The following is a 15871-nucleotide window of genomic DNA, read 5'->3' on the forward strand; positions in this document are numbered from 1 at the left end:
AATGCCGTTCTACCAGACCGTTAAGTTCCCGACCGGACCTGGTTCGTGGGGGGGGCCAGAATCTTGTTCAGCGCAGTGGGAATGTGCTCAAGCAGGTCCCCCGCGATCATGCCCATTTCCCCCTTGATGGCTGCAGCCAGATCGCCGGCTGCTCCGTGCAGATAGGTTGCCGTGCAGGCAGCTTCCCATGACGGCAGGCCTTGCGCCAGCAGACCAACGACCATCCCAGTCAACACATCTCCCGTACCGGCGGTCGCCATCCCAGGGTTACCGGTTGGACAGATTGCAATGGTGCCGTCTGGTCGTGCAATAACCGTTCGTGCTCCCTTCAAGATGACGAACAAACCACGCTCTCTGGCAAATCGAGTGGCGGTACCAATTCGATCACGATTAACTGTCTGAGGAGTGGCCTCAGCCTCCAACCGAGCCATTTCCCCTGGATGGGGAGTGATGATCGGAGGGATTTTGCATGACGCGAGGATCGCGGTACGTCCAGTCAGGGCATTCAGCGCATCAGCGTCAAGCACCGCTGGTCGGTCGAGTCGTGCGGTCAATGCCTGGATGAGTTCAACCGTCTCATGATGAGTTGATAATCCTGGGCCGATTGCTATCGCATCTCTGGTCGCCATGAAGGCGAGGAGACGATCTAATGCGGCGCGGGAAAACGTCCTGGCCTTTGTTTCCGGCATCGGGAGGGTCATGACTTCCAAGAGTTTGGCTTCCAATACGTCGTTGACACTTGAAGGAGTTGCAACGGTGACGAGGCCGGCCCCTACACGCAGTGCCGCTTGGGCAGCCATCGCGGCCGCGCCGGTCTTTCCAACAGACCCTGCAATGACCCCGGCGTGTCCGTAGGTTCCCTTGTGTCCCGATCGCTCACGTCGTGGAAGATGCTCGTGAACCCACTGAGGTGTGAGTAAGGCCACTCGGCTTTCTATGGCATCGACATAGGACGGTGGTATCCCAATATCGACAAGATGGATGTTCCCAGCCAAGTCGATCCCTTGATTCTGGTACAGACCTATCTTGGGCAGGCCAAAGGTGACTGTGAGCGCGGCATGAACAGCCGATCCAAACGCGGTTCCGGTATCGGCGTGAAGGCCCGAGGGTAAATCAATAGCCACGACGTGACGGTTCACCTCGTTCATGCTCTGAATCACTTCGCCATAGCGACCGGTGACGGTCGAAGACAGTCCCGTTCCAAGCAGCGCATCCACAAGTAGATCGCTTTCCTGGAACAGCGAGTGCGACACCTCCTTGGATCTGTAGGGAATGACGGCAGACTTGCCGGCAACTTTTACAAACTGCCTGTACATCAACGCAGCGTCTCGGCTTAACTCGGAGAGGGAGGCCATCGCCAGGACACGAACATTGGCACGGCGTCGCCGAAGCAGCCGAGCGGCCACGAACCCGTCGCCGCCATTATTCCCTTTCCCACAGACCACGGTAATCGTCTTACCACTGACAGTCCCCATCCACTGCTCGATGCATGTGGCCACGCCTGACCCCGCTCGCTCCATCAAGGTAGTCGCAGGGATGCGAGCTTCTCCGATAGTTCGGCGCTCGAGCTCCTGCATTTGTGCAGCGGTGATGATTTTGATCATGAAAAGCTGTTGGTCGCGAGAATGACGAAGCTGGCAGGAGAGGACGTCCCCTAGCCCAGCAGCGCCTTCATTTCTTTGACGGCTTGCACTAGGCCCACAAGGACCGCACGCGCAATAATGCTATGCCCGATATTGTATTCCACGATTTCAGGAACATGCGTCAGCCGTTTGATATTACGGTAGTTCAGCCCATGTCCTGCGTTCACACCGATTCCAAGTTTGTACGCGAGTTTTGCGGCGAGGGTAATAGCCTCGAATTCGGTGTCGGCTTCTTTCGATCGCGTCGCATTGGCATAGCGTCCGGTGTGCAGCTCCACGAAATCCACCCCGATTTTATGGGCGGCTTTAATGTGGTTCAAGTCCGGCTCAATAAAGACGCAGACCGGGATGCCGCCGTTACGGAGCAAGTTCACGATGTGCTGAATGCGCTCTCGTTCACCCACGACATCGAGGCCGCCCTCCGTGGTGAGTTCCTGACGCTTTTCCGGTACCAGGGTGACAAGGTCGGGTTTGATATTGAGGGCGATCTTTGCCATCTCGGCGTCCGTGGCCATTTCAAGGTCGAGCTTTGTTCGGGAAACTTCGCGAAGCAGATGTAGATCTCGATCTTGAATGTGGCGTCGGTCTTCTCGAAGATGAACGACTAAACCATCAGCCCCTGCCAGTTCAACGAGAACGGCGGCCGCCAACGGATCAGGATCGGTCCCCCCACGAGCCTGTCTCAAGGTCGCAACATGGTCGATATTCACGCCGAGCCGAGCCATTCACCCTCCTTCAACAGCTATGCTACTGGGTAAAATTAAAGACAAGAGACAGACGAGTGAGATAATCTCAATGCTATTAGTAACAGAAAGGGGGGAAGGGGGGCAAGAACGGCCTAGACGGAAAATCCTTTGTGTCAGATCCTCGTCTCCCGACGGGAAGTCTTTTAAAAACTTGGGAAATTGACTGGACTGGACTGCTCCATTAAAATAGGCGCCTGGTGAACCTCTAGGCTCATTTGCCACGGCGCGTCGGGTGAGCATTCTCCCGCACGAATAGTCAAAGGAACTTCATGGGGTTGGGCGACGGGTTTTATCGAATCAAGCGATTGCCTCCGTATGTCTTCGCGCAGGTTCAAGCACTGAAGCTGGAAGCACGGCAACGGGGTGAAGACATCATCGACTTCGGCATGGGGAATCCGGATCAACCTACCCCTACGCACATTGTCGAGAAGATGATCGAAGCCGCACGTAAAGGGAAGAATCATCGTTACTCTGCATCACGTGGGATCACCAAGCTTCGGCACGCCATTTGCGGGTGGTACAAGCGAAACTATAATGTCGATCTCGACCCGGAGACCGAAGCGATCGTCACGATCGGATCGAAGGAAGGCCTCGCGCACCTCGCTCTGGCCATCATCGGTCCCGGCGACGTGGTCATGACTCCTACGCCGACCTATCCTATTCATATGTACAGTTTCATCATTGCCGGCGGGGAAGTCTGCGGCATCGAGCTTCGCCAGGACAGCGATTTTTTTGAAGATCTCACCCGTGTCTATCGGCAGACGTTCCCGCGGCCCAAGATTCTGGTTATCAATTTCCCGCACAACCCCACAACCGCGGTGGCGGATCTGGGCTTTTTCAAGAAGATCGTGGCGTTTGCCAAGGAACACAATGTCATCGTCATCCACGATCTGGCCTATGCTGATCTGGTCTTTGACGGCTATAAGGCCCCGAGTTTTCTTCAGGTTCCAGGAGCAAAGGACTGCGGGGTGGAATTTTATACCCTGTCGAAAGCCTATAATATGCCTGGCTGGCGCGTCGGCTTCTGTGTCGGTAATCGAGAGGTCGTCGGTGCGTTGGCGAAGATCAAGAGCTACCTCGATTATGGGATTTTCCAGCCTCTTCAAATTGCGAGCGTCATCGCACTGAACGGCCCACAGGACTGTGTCAAAGAAACCGTGCATCGATATCAGAAACGTCGCGATGTGCTGGTCGGTGGGCTGAACCGAATTGGGTGGCAAGTCGCGAAGCCGTTGGCGACAATGTTCGTGTGGGCGCGCATCCCCTTGCCCTATCGCCACATGGGCTCGTTGGAGTTTTCGAAGCTCTTGCTCAAAGACGCCAAGGTGGCGGTGTCGCCTGGAATCGGATTCGGCGAAGGGGGCGATGAGTACGTGCGGTTTGGACTCGTGGAGAACGAACATCGTACGCGGCAGGCGGTCCGTGGGATCCGCAAAACCCTCAAGCTTGAGGGAGACGAGGAATGAAGTCTCGGATCGGAGTGGGGATCATTGGGTTTGGGACCGTCGGCACCGGGGTCGCCAAGACTCTCCTTAGTAATGCCGATCTCATCCGCCGCCGGGTCGGCGTGCCGATTGAATTGGTTCGCGTGGCAGACCTGGACATTGTCAAGGACCGTGGAGTGACGGTAGCTCCAGGGGTCCTCACGACCGATGCGAAGCAAGTCCTGGCGGATCCCGACATCGACATCGTGATTGAACTGATCGGTGGGTACGACACGGCAAAGCGAATCATATTGGAATCGATCGCTGCCGGGAAGCATGTTGTGACGGCGAACAAGGCGCTCTTGGCGTTGCACGGCGAAGAAATCTTTGCGGCCGCCACCCGGAAGGGTGTGGAGTTGGGGTTCGAGGCCAGCGTGGGCGGTGGAATCCCTGTGCTTCGAGCGTTGACGGAAGGGCTGGCCGGCAATACGATCGAGTCCATATACGGAATCATCAATGGAACATCCAACTATATCTTGTCGAGAATGACCCAAGAGGGGCACGACTTTCAGGCGGTACTCGCAGACGCTCAGCAGGCGGGCTATGCGGAGGCGGACCCCACGTTTGATGTCGCCGGGGTCGATTCTGCGCACAAACTGGCCATTCTCGTGAATCTCGCCTACGGTACTCCTGTCAACTTCAAGGAAATTTATACGGAAGGGATCACGAACATCACGCCGACCGACATCGCGTACGCCAAACAGTTTGGCTGCACGATCAAGCTCTTGGGCATCGCGAAGTGTGTGAACGGAGAAATCGAAGCGCGGGTGCATCCCACGATGCTTCCGTCCACCTCTCCCATTGCACAAGTCGAAGATGTGTACAATGCCATCCAGCTTGTTGGGGATGCCGTCGGTGATGTTGTGCTTTATGGGCGCGGAGCCGGGTCCATGCCGACCGGGAGTGCGGTGGTCAGCGATGTGATCGCCATCGGGCGCAATATTCTCAAAGGTGCGATCGGCCGGGTGCCGGTTGCCTCATTCCAACAGGACCATCGGCGACCGTTACGGCTTCGGGCCATGGAGGAGATTAGTTCGCTCTACTACCTCCGGTTTACCGTGGTGGACCGCCCTGGAGTCTTGGCGCAGATCGCGGGTGAACTCGGGCGTTGCGGGATCAGTATCTCCTCGATGGTTCAACAGGGGCGACGAGAGGGGCAGACTGTCCCGGTTGTCATTAAGACTCACATGGCCAAAGAACGCGACGTACAAACCGCACTTCGCGAAATCAACCGGCACGCATTCGTGGCTGAACCGACGAGATTGATCCGTGTGGAAGGTAGAGACGAGTAACCGATGAATCGTTGGCGAGGAATTATAGAGGAATACCGTAAATTCCTTCCTGTTACCGAGAAGACTCCAGTCATCAGCTTGGGCGAGGGAAATACCCCACTGATTCGTGCTGCACGACTGGCCAAGGCGATTGCGCCTGGGATTGAACTCTATCTCAAGTTCGAAGGGGTCAATCCTACCGGATCATTTAAAGACCGGGGGATGACCTTTGCCATTTCGAAAGCGGTGGAGAGTGGTGTGCGGGCGGTCATGTGCGCGTCAACGGGGAATACGTCAGCGTCCGCCGCCGCCTATGGAGCTCGAGCCGGATTGTCGGTGTATGTGTTGATTCCAGCCGGCAAGATCGCAATGGGCAAATTGTCTCAAGCCATGATGCATCAGGCGACGGTCATTCAGATAGAAGGAAACTTTGATCAGGCCCTCACCCTCGTCAAAGACCTATCAACCTCACTTCATATCGAACTCGTGAACTCCGTGAATCCGTACAGGATTGAAGGGCAGAAGACCGCAGCGTTTGAGGTCTGCGATCAACTCGGCGATGCTCCGGCCATCCACGTCTTGCCGGTGGGAAATGCCGGAAATATCACAGCGTATTGGAAGGGCTACAAGGAGTATCGTGCCGCCAGTCAGACCACACGGCTGCCCCGCATGATGGGGTTTCAAGCGGCAGGTGCGGCCCCCATCGTATTGGGGAAGGTTGTCGAACAACCACAAACCATTGCAACCGCCATTCGGATCGGCAACCCTGCGAGTTGGTCCTCGGCTTTGAACGCGGTGCAAGAGTCATCCGGCGCGATCGATATGGTGACAGACGACGAAATTCTTCAGGCCTATACAGTGGTGGCTGCCACGGAAGGGGTCTTTTGCGAGCCGGCCTCGGCCGCCTCCGTGGCCGGCGTGGCCAAGCTTCATCGTCACAAGGCTCTGCGGGAAGGTGACACGGTGGTATGTACTCTGACAGGACATGGCCTGAAGGATGCCGATACCGCCATTTCTGTGTCCAAACAACCACTGACGGTCAAGGCGACGCGCGAGGATGTCGCTCGATTATTGAACGTGTGAAAGGCGTGTAGATTCGATGAAATATGTGATCGTGCATGCTGGTGGGATGGCGGACCATCCACAAGCAGAACTCAATGGGCGAACACCACTGCAGGCGGCCGCCACTCCTCATCTCGATCAGCTCACTCAAACGGGAGAGCTCGGTCAGCTGATCATTCCAAGCGAGGGGATTCGGCATGGAGGTGGATTGCTCGGGGCGGCCATTCTCGGCTATGACCCGAAGAAATACTATCAAGGTCCCGGGCCGCTGGAAGCGGCAAGCCTGGGTGTCTCGGTGACGGAACATGACGTGGTCTATCGCTGCACGATGGTCACGCTGCGAGCCGATGGTGGAAAGGGCGCAGAGATTAAGAAATTAGGGCCGAATGTGATCATGGACGATGCGACAGCCGGCTTAATCGAAACTGAAGAGGCCCGCGAATTGCTCGAGGCGATCAACGAGCAACTCGGTTCCGAAACCATTCAGTTCTATCCGGGCGCCGGTCATCGCCATCTCATGGTCTGGGTCAATGGCAAGTCGCGAGCGCTCTGTCACGATCCGCAGTCCTTCCTTGGTCAATCCATTGTCGATGCTCTGCCCACGGGCGACGGTGCAGACATTCTCCGCAAGCTCATGGATGCGGCGCATGTGATCATGCGCGATCATCCGGTCAACGATGAGCGGATTGCCGAGGGAAAGAAAGCGGCAAATTGTGTGTGGCTGTGGGGTGAGGGACGAGCCGTCATGTGGCCGAGCCTCACCGAAAAGTACGACATTGCCGGGGCCGTCGTGGCGACCAGCGATGTCTACCGCGGCGTCGGGATCTGTGCCGGCCTTGAGGCAGTCGATCCGGAACGACTGGCCGACGGCGATCTGCGCACCAGGGCTACTGTGGCGCTCGCAGAATTTGCCAAGAAAGATTTTGTGTATGTTCACGCTCGATTGACGGACGAGATCATGCACGGCACTGATATCAAAGCAAAGGTGCGTGGCATCGAAGAGTTCGACCGTCATTTGGTTGGTCCGCTTGTTGAGGGCCTGGCCAAACAAGGGCCCTTTCGGTTCCTGGTCGTGTGCGAGCACGGACGAGGGGTCAACGGCCAACCCTTTTATGCGTTCGGCGAGGGAGGCCAGCAAGTTGCCGGATCAGCCGGCCGTCGATTCACTGAGATAGATGCTCAGGCCGCCGATATGCCTGCTCGCGATGCCACAAAGTTCGTGAATAAGTTCTTCTCTAAAAGCTGACCATCGTGGCACTGATCGTCCAGAAATACGGCGGCACGTCGGTCGGGACAATCGAGCGTATCCAACGGGTGGCCGATCGTGTCGAAAAAACACTTCGAGACGGCCATCAAGTTGTCGTCGTGCTCTCCGCGATGAGCGGTGAAACAGATCGCCTCATTAAACTCGCCCACGAAGTGACCGCGACTCCGGATGATCGGGAGATGGACATGCTGCTCTCCACCGGCGAGCGCGTCACCATCGCCCTGTTGGCGATGGAGTTACGTGGGAGAGGTGTTGATGCGCGCTCGTTTACAGGCCGGCAGGTAGGCATCATGACTGACAGCGCCCATACGAAGGCGCGTATCGCACGCGTGACGTCCGGACGGCTCCGCGAGGCCCTGGATCAAGGGGTGGTGCCGGTTGTGGCGGGGTTTCAAGGCATCAACGAACGGTCGGATGTGACGACGCTGGGGCGAGGTGGGTCCGATCTTTCCGCAGTTGCGGTGGCGGCAGCACTCAAAGCCGATCGCTGCATTATCTTTACCGATGTCGACGGGGTCTACACCGCCGATCCCAATATTGTCCCGGCGGCGAAGCGCATCGACAAGATTTCCTATGAAGAGATGCTCGAAATGGCGAGTCTTGGCGCCAAAGTGCTGCAGACTCGATCGGTGGAATTCGCGGCGAAGTTCAACGTGCCGGTCGAAGTGAATTCCAGCTTCAAAGAAGGAAAGGGAACGCTCGTGACGAAGGAAGATACGGATATGGAAGCGGCGGCGGTTGCCGGAGTCACGGGTGACCGGAACCAGGCAAAGATCACGATTATCGGTGTCCCGGATAAGCCGGGCATTGCCGCTCGGATCTTCGGGCCTGTGGCCGATGCCAACATCAATGTCGATATGATCATTCAGAACATCAGCCAAGCAGCCTTGACGGACCTCTCCTTTACCGTCCCCCGGGCGGACCTCAAAAAAGCCGTGCCCCTCATCCAAGGCGTGGCGAAGGATATCGAGGCCAAATCGGTCTCCGTCACCGAAGCCATTGCGAAGGTTTCGCTTATCGGCGTAGGCATGCGGTCGCATTCCGGCGTGGCAGCCAAGATGTTCAACGTGCTGTCGCACGAGGGGGTCAACATCATGATGATCAGTACGTCGGAGATCAAAATCTCTTGCGTGATCGATGAGAAGTACCTCGAACTGGCCATGCGCTCCCTCCATTCAGCATTCGGTCTTGACCAAGTGCGGTCCTGATACCAGTCGGAATAAGACCAGCACACGACCATCACCACTTGGATCGGCTTTCGTCGGACGCAGCTGCCTCACGATAAACCTGCTTCCTGTTGTCAGCTAATGAAATCAACAGTGTTCCTTTCGAGGAATTCCTGGACTGCTACATGATTTGTTCCTGAGCCTGAGGGAAGTCTATGCACCTCAGAAACTGGGAGAGTCATCGATCAGTGCTATTAGAACTGGATGGATTCGAATCTCGCGATTCTGGTTGTGATAGTAAACGGGCCGGAGGGGATTGCAAACGCAACGCATAATAGGCAGCCACCAGGTGATGTTCAGAGTCATAACGGTTGTCAGATGCGCGTCGTAAGTTCTGATCAACTCATTCAGAAATTGACCGAGTGATGGTGCAAGTCGCTCAGGCCTGACGTCTCGACAGGGGAGCCCCTCTCCTGATACCCTTTCCCCCCATGGCTAGCTATACCAAACGATCACGTACTTCCCGCGTTGTCCGTGAACAGGCTCCGGTTGCTGTTAAAAGTCCGTCTGTCGAGCAGACGGCGAAATTAGAAATCTATGACACCACGTTGCGTGATGGCGCGCAGGCGGAGGATGTCAGTTTCTCCGCTGCAGACAAGGTGTTGATTGCACAGAAGTTGGATAGCCTGGGCGTGCATTTTATTGAAGGTGGATGGCCCGGCGCGAATCCAAAAGATATTGAATTCTTTCGGATGATCAAGACGATTCCGCTGAAACGTGCGGACGTCATCGCGTTCGGGTCGACCAGGAAAGCCAGCAATACGGTTCGCAAGGATCCGAATCTACAGGCGTTACTCGGTGCAGACACAAAGATTATCACGCTCTTTGGGAAGACCTGGTCGCTCCATGTGACCGACGCGCTCGGTATCTCCCTGCACAAAAACCTTGAGTTGATCGGTGACTCCATCGGCTATCTCCGAGGAAAAGGACGCCGTGTCTTCTACGATGCGGAGCATTTCTTCGATGGCTATAAGACCAATCCGGACTATGCGTTGAATACGATCAGGCAAGCGGTGCAAGCCGGTGCGGAGCGAGTGATTCTTTGTGACACCAACGGGGGCACGATGCCTTGGGAAATCCGTGAGATCTGCGGGGTCGTGCAGCGGGAATGCGGGGTGCCGCTCGGTATCCACGCACATAACGACTGTGAAATGGCCGTGGCGAATTCCCTTGTGGCGATCGAGATGGGCATTCAGCAGGTACAGGGGACGATCAATGGCATTGGAGAACGCTGTGGAAACGCCAACCTCTGCTCCATTATTCCGAATCTCGAGCTGAAAATGAAACGCCAGGCCCTGAGCAATACCCTGAGCCATCTCAAGGATGTATCCGGATTTGTCACGGAGATCGCCAATCTGATGCCCAATAAGCATCAGCCCTACGTCGGAGATTCCGCGTTCGCCCATAAAGGCGGGGTGCACATTCACGCAGTGTTGAAGAACTCGGCGACCTATGAACATATCGATCCGGCTCGTGTCGGCAATCGGCAGCGGATGTTGATCTCCGACTACGGAGGACGCAGCGGTCTGCTCGACAAAATCGAAGCCTATGGAATCAGGCTTTCGAAGAACCACGCCAAAGTTGATGAGCTGGTCCATACCCTGAAGGAACGAGAAAGTCAGGGCTATCAATTCGAAGGGGCCGAGGGCTCATTTGAGTTGTTGATGCGAAAGGCGATGGGGAGTCACAAGTCGTCATTTCGATTGCTTGGCTTTCGTGTGATCGTCGAGAAGAAGCAGGAGGATGGTTCCCTGCTCTCGGAGGCGACGGTGATGGTCAAGGTTGGGGAGGTGGTCGAGCACACGGCGGCGGTCGGGGCGGGGCCGGTCAATGCGTTGGATCATGCATTGCGCAAAGCCCTGGAGAAGTTCTATCCGCAGCTTCGAGAGGTGAAACTGCTCGACTACAAGGTCCGGGTGTTGGCGGCGAATCGTGGGACCGAATCAAAAGTGCGTGTCTTAATCGAGTCGGGCGATCACAAAGACAAATGGGGAACGGTGGGGGTCTCTGAAAATATCATTGAAGCGACGTGGCAGGCTCTCGTCGATAGTATCGAATATAAACTGCTGTCAAAAAACTAGAGTATTTTCGTAAGCATTCTCCAAATTTATTCTTGACAGGTGTCATAACCTCACGTAACTTAAGACAAACTTACCGCACTGGGTGGATGGTTCTGACAGGGAATGCGGTGGGTCGTCGTCATGTAGGGGGGGATGGCATGAGAAAGGCGGATATCGCTGAGGAAATTTTTAAGCAGGTTGGGATTTCAAAAAATGAAGCGGCTGATATCGTCGAGTTCGTGCTGAATCTCCTCAAGTCGGTACTGCAGAAGGGAGAATCGGTTAAAATCGCAGGGTTTGGCAATTTTGTCGTGCGGAGCAAAGGCGCCCGGAAGGGGCGCAACCCACGGACCGGAGAAGAGATTGGGATTACCCCCCGGCGAGTCGTTACATTTCGTCCGAGCCAGGTATTCAAGAAGTACGTCAATTCGTAAGGCGACTTCACCCACATTGTCGACCGAACCGTGAGGCCGGTCATGGGAACTGAGCCCAGGCTGGGCAGCAAGGTTTTCTACAAGATCGGCGAGGTGAGTCGGCTGACAAGGCTTCCCTCGTACGTACTCCGTTTCTGGGAATCTCAATTTACATTTTTAAAACCTAAGAAGAGTCGAGGTAATCAACGGCTGTACGTTCAACGCGATATCGAAACCGTCTTGCACATCAAGCGCATGCTGTATGAAGAAGGGCATACGCTTGAGGGCGTGAAGCGATATTGGGTCCGTCGTGGGAGGGCTGCTACCCGCCGTCTGAGGCCGAGGGAGATCGCCAAAAAGCTGAGAGGCGACCTCCAAGTCATTCTGAAGATCATCGATTCGCATTCATCATAAACCAAAAGAGACGGTGCATTTCACCGGAGACAATCACGAGAGAATCTGCGACAATGACCGGCTCAAGAGTCGAGAACATGTCGGGGCGTAGCGCAGCCCGGTAGCGCACTCGCTTGGGGTGCGAGTGGTCGTGGGTTCAAATCCCGCCGCCCCGACCAGTTTGCAGAGTCTTGAAGAGATGAGGGAAGAAAACGGATCTCGTAGTTCCGTCGAAGCTGCCTCGGGCAGCTTTTTTATTGTAGTCCTTCCATGCGTATCCTAGTGACCAACGACGACGGCATCCAGTCCCCTGGGCTTACAGCCTTGGCACAAGCCTTGGCGGCCATTGGGGAGGTGTGGGTTGTGGCTCCGGATCGGGAGCGCACAGCCGTCGCTCACGCCGTAACCCTACATAAGCCATTACGTGTTCATCGCGTGGCGCCGCGGACCTATACGGTCAACGGGACGCCGGTCGACTGTGTGAATCTGGCCCTGCTCAAGGTCATGCCCAAACCTCCGGCCATCGTCGTATCTGGCATCAACAAAGGTGTCAACCTTGGCGACGATGTCATGTACTCGGGGACGGTATCAGCGGCGATGGAAGGCACCATTCTTGGTGTACCTTCTCTTGCCGTTTCGCAGGAAGGGCAGGGGGCATTTCGCTTCAATATCGGCGCAACCTATGCCACTCGAGTTGCCAGACTTGTGCTGGCCCAAGGTCTTCCCGACGAAACCCTCTTGAACGTCAACATCCCGGATCGGGCTCAGTCCAAGATTCGAGGAGTACGGATTACCTGTCTGAGCCGACGACGGTTCCACAATCCAATCATCGAAAAAGTCGATCCTCATGGTCGAGCCTACTATTGGATTGCCGGGAAGCGGGTCTCGTGGAGTCGTAGTAAGGATGCGGATCACGAGGCGCTTGAAGACGGATACGTGTCCATTACACCAATCCTCTTGGATACTACCAACCATGCAGTGGTGGATCACTTCAGAGCATGGGAACCCGTTATTGCGCGAAGTGCCGGCAAAGGGTCTGTCCAAGCGTCCTTCCGCCGTTCGGCTAAGGCGGTGGGGAAATGATCGGAAGCTTGATTGAGTCGATTATTGGTGAACTGAGCCGATTCATCATCGCCTGCATTTCGAGGTTTGGGTATGGAGGGATTCTCTTTACGATGGCGGTTGAGAGTGCCTGCATTCCTCTCCCGAGCGAAATCATCATGCCTTTCTCCGGGTACCTCGTTATGACCGGGGAGTTTACGATATGGGGTGTAACCCTGGCTGGTGCAGTCGGCAATGTGCTTGGCTCGATAGTCGCTTACTATGTGGGAGTGTGGGGAGGGCGACCGTTCGCGGAACGCTTTGGCCCCTATTTCTTGGTCTCTCACCATGATCTCGATGTCGCCGATCGGTGGTTTGCCAAATATGGAGAGGCGGCCGTGTTTTTCGGAAGAATGCTTCCCGTGGTGCGCACCTTCATTTCCCTCCCGGCCGGCATCGCGAGGATGAATTTCCCGCGCTTCGTCGTCTTCACCTTTGTCGGAGCCTTGCCGTGGTGCTATCTCTTGGCATACATCGGGCTTCGGATGGGCGAACAGTGGGAACATCTGCGAGACTACTTTCATCAATTTGACATCGTCATTGGGCTCGTCCTCGCCGTCGCGATCGGCTACTTCCTCTGGTCGCACTGGCCGAGACGACGAACAAGTCCTGGGGCATAACCCTCATGCTTACACTCTTCAATACCCTGACCGGGCGACAAGAAGTATTCCAGCCGATAGAACCGAAGAAGGTCCGCATGTACGTCTGTGGTGTGACGGTCTATGACTATTGTCACATCGGCCATGCGCGCAGCGCCTTGGTCTTTGACGTGCTCCGTCGTTACCTGGAGTCTTGTGGCTACGCCGTGACTTTCGTGAAGAATTTCACGGATGTCGACGACAAGATCATTAAGAGAGCACAAGAACAGGGTGTTTCCTGTGACGCCGTTACGACCAAATACATTCAGGCGTATCACGAAGACATGGGTAAATTGGGAATCAGAGTTGCGACGGAAGAGCCAAAAGCTACGGAACATATTGCCGACATCATCCAGCTGACTGAGCGATTAGTCGCCAAAGGGTTGGCGTATATCGTGGACGGAGATGTGTATTTTGAAGTCGTGAAATATCCAGAATACGGACGACTGTCAAAACGACGACTTGAGGACTTACAAGCCGGTGCGCGGGTGGACGTGGATGAGCGGAAACGTCATCCGATGGATTTTGCCCTGTGGAAGAGTAGTAAGCCAGGTGAGCCGTCCTGGGAGAGTCCCTGGGGGCCCGGTCGTCCGGGGTGGCACATCGAATGTTCCGCCATGTCGATCCGTCATCTGGGGGAAACGTTCGATATTCATGGTGGTGGGATGGATCTTATTTTTCCACACCATGAGAATGAAATTGCTCAATCATGTGGCGCAACGGGAAGAGAGTTTGCACGCTATTGGGTGCACAACGGGTTCGTCCAGATCAACAAAGAGAAGATGTCCAAATCGCTGGGGAACTTCTTCACGATCCGTGAAATCTTTGAGAAGTCAAAGTGGTCGGCAGAAGTCATGGGCGAGACCCTGCGGTACTTTCTGCTGTCGACCCATTACCATGGGCCACTTGATTTCTCAGACCAAGCAGTGAACGAGGCGAAGAACGCACTGAATGGAATCTACGATCTTCTGCTAAACCGATTGGATGAACCGGAGGAAATTTCTGTAGCTGACGAAGAACTTAGGGAGGTGATTGATCGGTGCCGGATTGCCTTTCAAATAGCAATGGATGATGATCTGAACACCTCTGGTGCAATCGCCTCGTTTCATGGGTTTAAAAGCGATATCAATAAGCTCCTTGTTAAGGGGCTCTCGACGGCCGGACGCAAGATAGCCGGAGAAGAGTTCCGGAAACTTGGGGCGACGCTTGGACTATTTCAGTTGGATCGGTGGGAATTCAGCATCACCGCGATACCAGGCACCGCTCACCTTACTATTACAACCTTCGCACCAACTGTACTGATAAAACCTGCAATGACGGATGCTCAGATCGAGACGAAATTAGCCGAGCGCATCGAAGCCAAGAAACGAAAAAACTTTAAACAGGCCGATGGAATCAGAGAAGAACTCAGATCTCTAGGAATTATCATCGAGGACAAGCCCGATGGCACCAGCCGCTGGAAGCGCTAATCCTGAAGAGCTTCTGTATGGGCTCCATGCGGTACGTGAAGCGCTGAAGGCTGGTAACAGACAGCTTCAGCGAATCCTGGTTCTCCGTGTCGACAAACAGTTCACTGATCTTGTCCACTTAGCCCGATCTCGCCGGATCCCCGTTCATATTCAGCCCCTCGCTTCCCTCGACCGGCTAGTTCCCAATGGCAAGCACCAAGGCATCGTCGCCTTTACTGCGGCAAAAGCCTATGGGACTCAAGAGGAAATTCTGGATCGTGCAGCCCAACGACAGGAGCCTCCCTTATTGGTGATCCTCGATGGGGTCGAAGACCCGCACAATCTGGGGGCTATTCTTCGGACGGCGGAGGGGGCTGGTGTGCATGGTGTCTTTATCCCGGAGCGAAGGGCGGCGGGACTGACTTCCGTGGTTGCGAAAGCCTCGGCTGGCGCTATTGACCATATCCCAGTCGCGCGTGTGACAAACCTGAGCAGGCTGATGGATTCCCTCAAAGCAGCCGGGGTATGGATCTACGGCGTGACGCCCTCGGCTCAGAAAATATATACCGACATTGACTATCGAGGACCAGTCGGATTCGTTCTCGGGGCCGAGGGGACTGGAATTCGATCAGGCGTGGTCCAGCACTGTGACGAGTGTGTTCGTATCCCGCTCCGGGGCCAAGTCCAATCCCTCAATGTGTCAGCTTCTGCGGCAATCGTCTTGTACGAGGTCCTGCGACAACGGGAGCAGGCCAACCACGCGGCAGGCAGTTCAACGGACTCGGAGCGACCCTCCCTGGATAGCGGTCTTTAGCAGTTGAGCCGTATTCGACACGCGCAACTTCTTCATCATATTGGCACGGTGGGCTTCTACGGTCTTGACGCTGATCTTCAAGCGCTGACCGATTTCTTTATTCTTGAACCCAGCCCAAATCAACTCAAGAATTTCCTGCTCTCGTGAGGTCAGGGATTCCGGTCGGCGGGGACGGGGCGGAGGTTGAAGATCAGCAAGGGATTTCCGAGGACGAGTCTTTGCAGCTATCTTCGCCATGATGTTGAGTTCTCCTTTTATCGTACGCAGTTTCAGGTATACTCGATTGCAGTCGTTTTGCAATGCGG

General features: G+C 55.4%; 15 protein-coding genes and 1 tRNA gene. 13 read left to right on the forward strand and 3 right to left on the reverse strand.

Features of this window, described 5'->3' with window-relative positions:
- Positions 1–20: 20 nt before the first annotated feature.
- Both COMA1_RS05635 and COMA1_RS05640 read right to left on the reverse strand, forming a co-directional pair.
- Positions 21–1604, reverse strand: a complete 1584-nt coding sequence (locus COMA1_RS05635; protein WP_090744983.1) for an NAD(P)H-hydrate dehydratase — start codon at positions 1602–1604, stop codon at positions 21–23.
- A 50-nt stretch (positions 1605–1654) separates the two neighbouring features.
- Positions 1655–2368: a pyridoxine 5'-phosphate synthase gene (locus COMA1_RS05640; protein WP_090744985.1), complete on the reverse strand. Its 714-nt coding sequence runs from the start codon at positions 2366–2368 to the stop codon at positions 1655–1657.
- A gap of 290 nt (positions 2369–2658) precedes the next feature.
- Here COMA1_RS05640 and alaC point away from each other — a divergent pair, with 290 nt between their 5' ends.
- The 13 genes from alaC to rlmB all read left to right on the forward strand — a co-directional run bounded on the left by alaC (position 2659) and on the right by rlmB (position 15566).
- Positions 2659–3855: an alanine transaminase gene (gene alaC, locus COMA1_RS05645; RefSeq protein WP_090744988.1), complete on the forward strand. Its 1197-nt coding sequence runs from the start codon at positions 2659–2661 to the stop codon at positions 3853–3855.
- Entirely contained in the window at positions 3852–5165 is a 1314-nt protein-coding gene (locus COMA1_RS05650; RefSeq protein WP_090744991.1) for a homoserine dehydrogenase, read from the forward strand. Before alaC ends, COMA1_RS05650 begins: the two co-directional genes overlap by 4 nt.
- Positions 5166–5168: 3 nt before the next feature.
- Positions 5169–6227, forward strand: coding sequence for a threonine synthase (gene thrC / locus COMA1_RS05655; protein ID WP_090744993.1), 1059 nt, complete (start codon positions 5169–5171; stop codon positions 6225–6227).
- A gap of 16 nt (positions 6228–6243) precedes the next feature.
- Positions 6244–7452, forward strand: coding sequence for a 2,3-bisphosphoglycerate-independent phosphoglycerate mutase (apgM, locus tag COMA1_RS05660; protein WP_090744995.1), 1209 nt, complete (start codon positions 6244–6246; stop codon positions 7450–7452).
- Positions 7453–7457: 5 nt separating this feature from the next.
- A complete protein-coding gene (locus tag COMA1_RS05665) occupies positions 7458–8681 on the forward strand; it encodes an aspartate kinase (RefSeq protein WP_090744998.1) in 1224 nt (407 codons plus the stop codon).
- A 449-nt stretch (positions 8682–9130) separates the two neighbouring features.
- Positions 9131–10780, forward strand: a complete 1650-nt coding sequence (gene cimA, locus COMA1_RS05670) for a citramalate synthase (RefSeq protein WP_090745001.1) — start codon at positions 9131–9133, stop codon at positions 10778–10780.
- A 137-nt stretch (positions 10781–10917) separates the two neighbouring features.
- Complete coding sequence (locus tag COMA1_RS05675; protein ID WP_086426756.1) at positions 10918–11193, forward strand: integration host factor subunit alpha; 276 nt, start codon at positions 10918–10920, stop codon at positions 11191–11193.
- A gap of 42 nt (positions 11194–11235) precedes the next feature.
- A complete protein-coding gene (locus COMA1_RS05680) occupies positions 11236–11586 on the forward strand; it encodes a MerR family transcriptional regulator (protein WP_090745004.1) in 351 nt (116 codons plus the stop codon).
- 81 nt (positions 11587–11667) lie between these two features.
- Positions 11668–11744, forward strand: a tRNA-Pro gene (locus tag COMA1_RS05685).
- A 91-nt stretch (positions 11745–11835) separates the two neighbouring features.
- Entirely contained in the window at positions 11836–12648 is an 813-nt protein-coding gene (surE, locus tag COMA1_RS05690) for a 5'/3'-nucleotidase SurE (RefSeq protein ID WP_090745007.1), read from the forward strand.
- A complete protein-coding gene (locus COMA1_RS05695) occupies positions 12645–13286 on the forward strand; it encodes a DedA family protein (RefSeq protein WP_218055311.1) in 642 nt (213 codons plus the stop codon). The genes surE and COMA1_RS05695 overlap by 4 nt, the downstream gene beginning before the upstream one ends.
- Positions 13287–13291: 5 nt before the next feature.
- Positions 13292–14773 (forward strand): cysteine--tRNA ligase, encoded by a 1482-nt coding sequence (cysS, locus tag COMA1_RS05700; RefSeq protein WP_090745010.1) that lies wholly within the window; start codon positions 13292–13294, stop codon positions 14771–14773.
- Positions 14748–15566 carry a 23S rRNA (guanosine(2251)-2'-O)-methyltransferase RlmB gene (gene rlmB / locus COMA1_RS05705; protein WP_090745013.1) on the forward strand — a complete coding sequence of 273 codons (819 nt, stop codon included), beginning with the start codon at positions 14748–14750 and terminating at the stop codon, positions 15564–15566. The genes cysS and rlmB overlap by 26 nt, the downstream gene beginning before the upstream one ends.
- On the opposite strand, the gene COMA1_RS05710 is transcribed toward rlmB, so the two are convergent.
- Complete coding sequence (locus tag COMA1_RS05710; RefSeq protein ID WP_090745016.1) at positions 15525–15803, reverse strand: LuxR C-terminal-related transcriptional regulator; 279 nt, start codon at positions 15801–15803, stop codon at positions 15525–15527. The genes rlmB and COMA1_RS05710 overlap by 42 nt on opposite strands.
- Positions 15804–15871: the final 68 nt, after the last annotated feature.

Origin of the sequence: Candidatus Nitrospira nitrosa (assembly GCF_001458735.1) — a bacterium.
Lineage (GTDB): Bacteria > Nitrospirota > Nitrospiria > Nitrospirales > Nitrospiraceae > Nitrospira_D > Nitrospira_D nitrosa.

What these genes read in the sequence shown, in the direction of transcription:
- COMA1_RS05695 (WP_218055311.1), top strand. Translation starts at nt 12,645, where the DNA reads ATGATCGGAAGCTTGATTGAGTCGATTATTGGTGAACTGAGCCGATTC.
- COMA1_RS05650 (WP_090744991.1), top strand. Translation starts at nt 3,852, where the DNA reads ATGAAGTCTCGGATCGGAGTGGGGATCATTGGGTTTGGGACCGTCGGC.
- alaC (WP_090744988.1), top strand. Translation starts at nt 2,659, where the DNA reads ATGGGGTTGGGCGACGGGTTTTATCGAATCAAGCGATTGCCTCCGTAT.
- cysS (WP_090745010.1), top strand. Translation starts at nt 13,292, where the DNA reads ATGCTTACACTCTTCAATACCCTGACCGGGCGACAAGAAGTATTCCAG.
- apgM (WP_090744995.1), top strand. Translation starts at nt 6,244, where the DNA reads ATGAAATATGTGATCGTGCATGCTGGTGGGATGGCGGACCATCCACAA.
- COMA1_RS05675 (WP_086426756.1), top strand. Translation starts at nt 10,918, where the DNA reads ATGAGAAAGGCGGATATCGCTGAGGAAATTTTTAAGCAGGTTGGGATT.
- COMA1_RS05710 (WP_090745016.1), bottom strand. Translation starts at nt 15,803, where the DNA reads ATGGCGAAGATAGCTGCAAAGACTCGTCCTCGGAAATCCCTTGCTGAT.
- rlmB (WP_090745013.1), top strand. Translation starts at nt 14,748, where the DNA reads ATGGCACCAGCCGCTGGAAGCGCTAATCCTGAAGAGCTTCTGTATGGG.
- thrC (WP_090744993.1), top strand. Translation starts at nt 5,169, where the DNA reads ATGAATCGTTGGCGAGGAATTATAGAGGAATACCGTAAATTCCTTCCT.
- COMA1_RS05640 (WP_090744985.1), bottom strand. Translation starts at nt 2,368, where the DNA reads ATGGCTCGGCTCGGCGTGAATATCGACCATGTTGCGACCTTGAGACAG.
- COMA1_RS05680 (WP_090745004.1), top strand. Translation starts at nt 11,236, where the DNA reads ATGGGAACTGAGCCCAGGCTGGGCAGCAAGGTTTTCTACAAGATCGGC.
- COMA1_RS05635 (WP_090744983.1), bottom strand. Translation starts at nt 1,604, where the DNA reads ATGATCAAAATCATCACCGCTGCACAAATGCAGGAGCTCGAGCGCCGA.
- surE (WP_090745007.1), top strand. Translation starts at nt 11,836, where the DNA reads ATGCGTATCCTAGTGACCAACGACGACGGCATCCAGTCCCCTGGGCTT.
- cimA (WP_090745001.1), top strand. Translation starts at nt 9,131, where the DNA reads ATGGCTAGCTATACCAAACGATCACGTACTTCCCGCGTTGTCCGTGAA.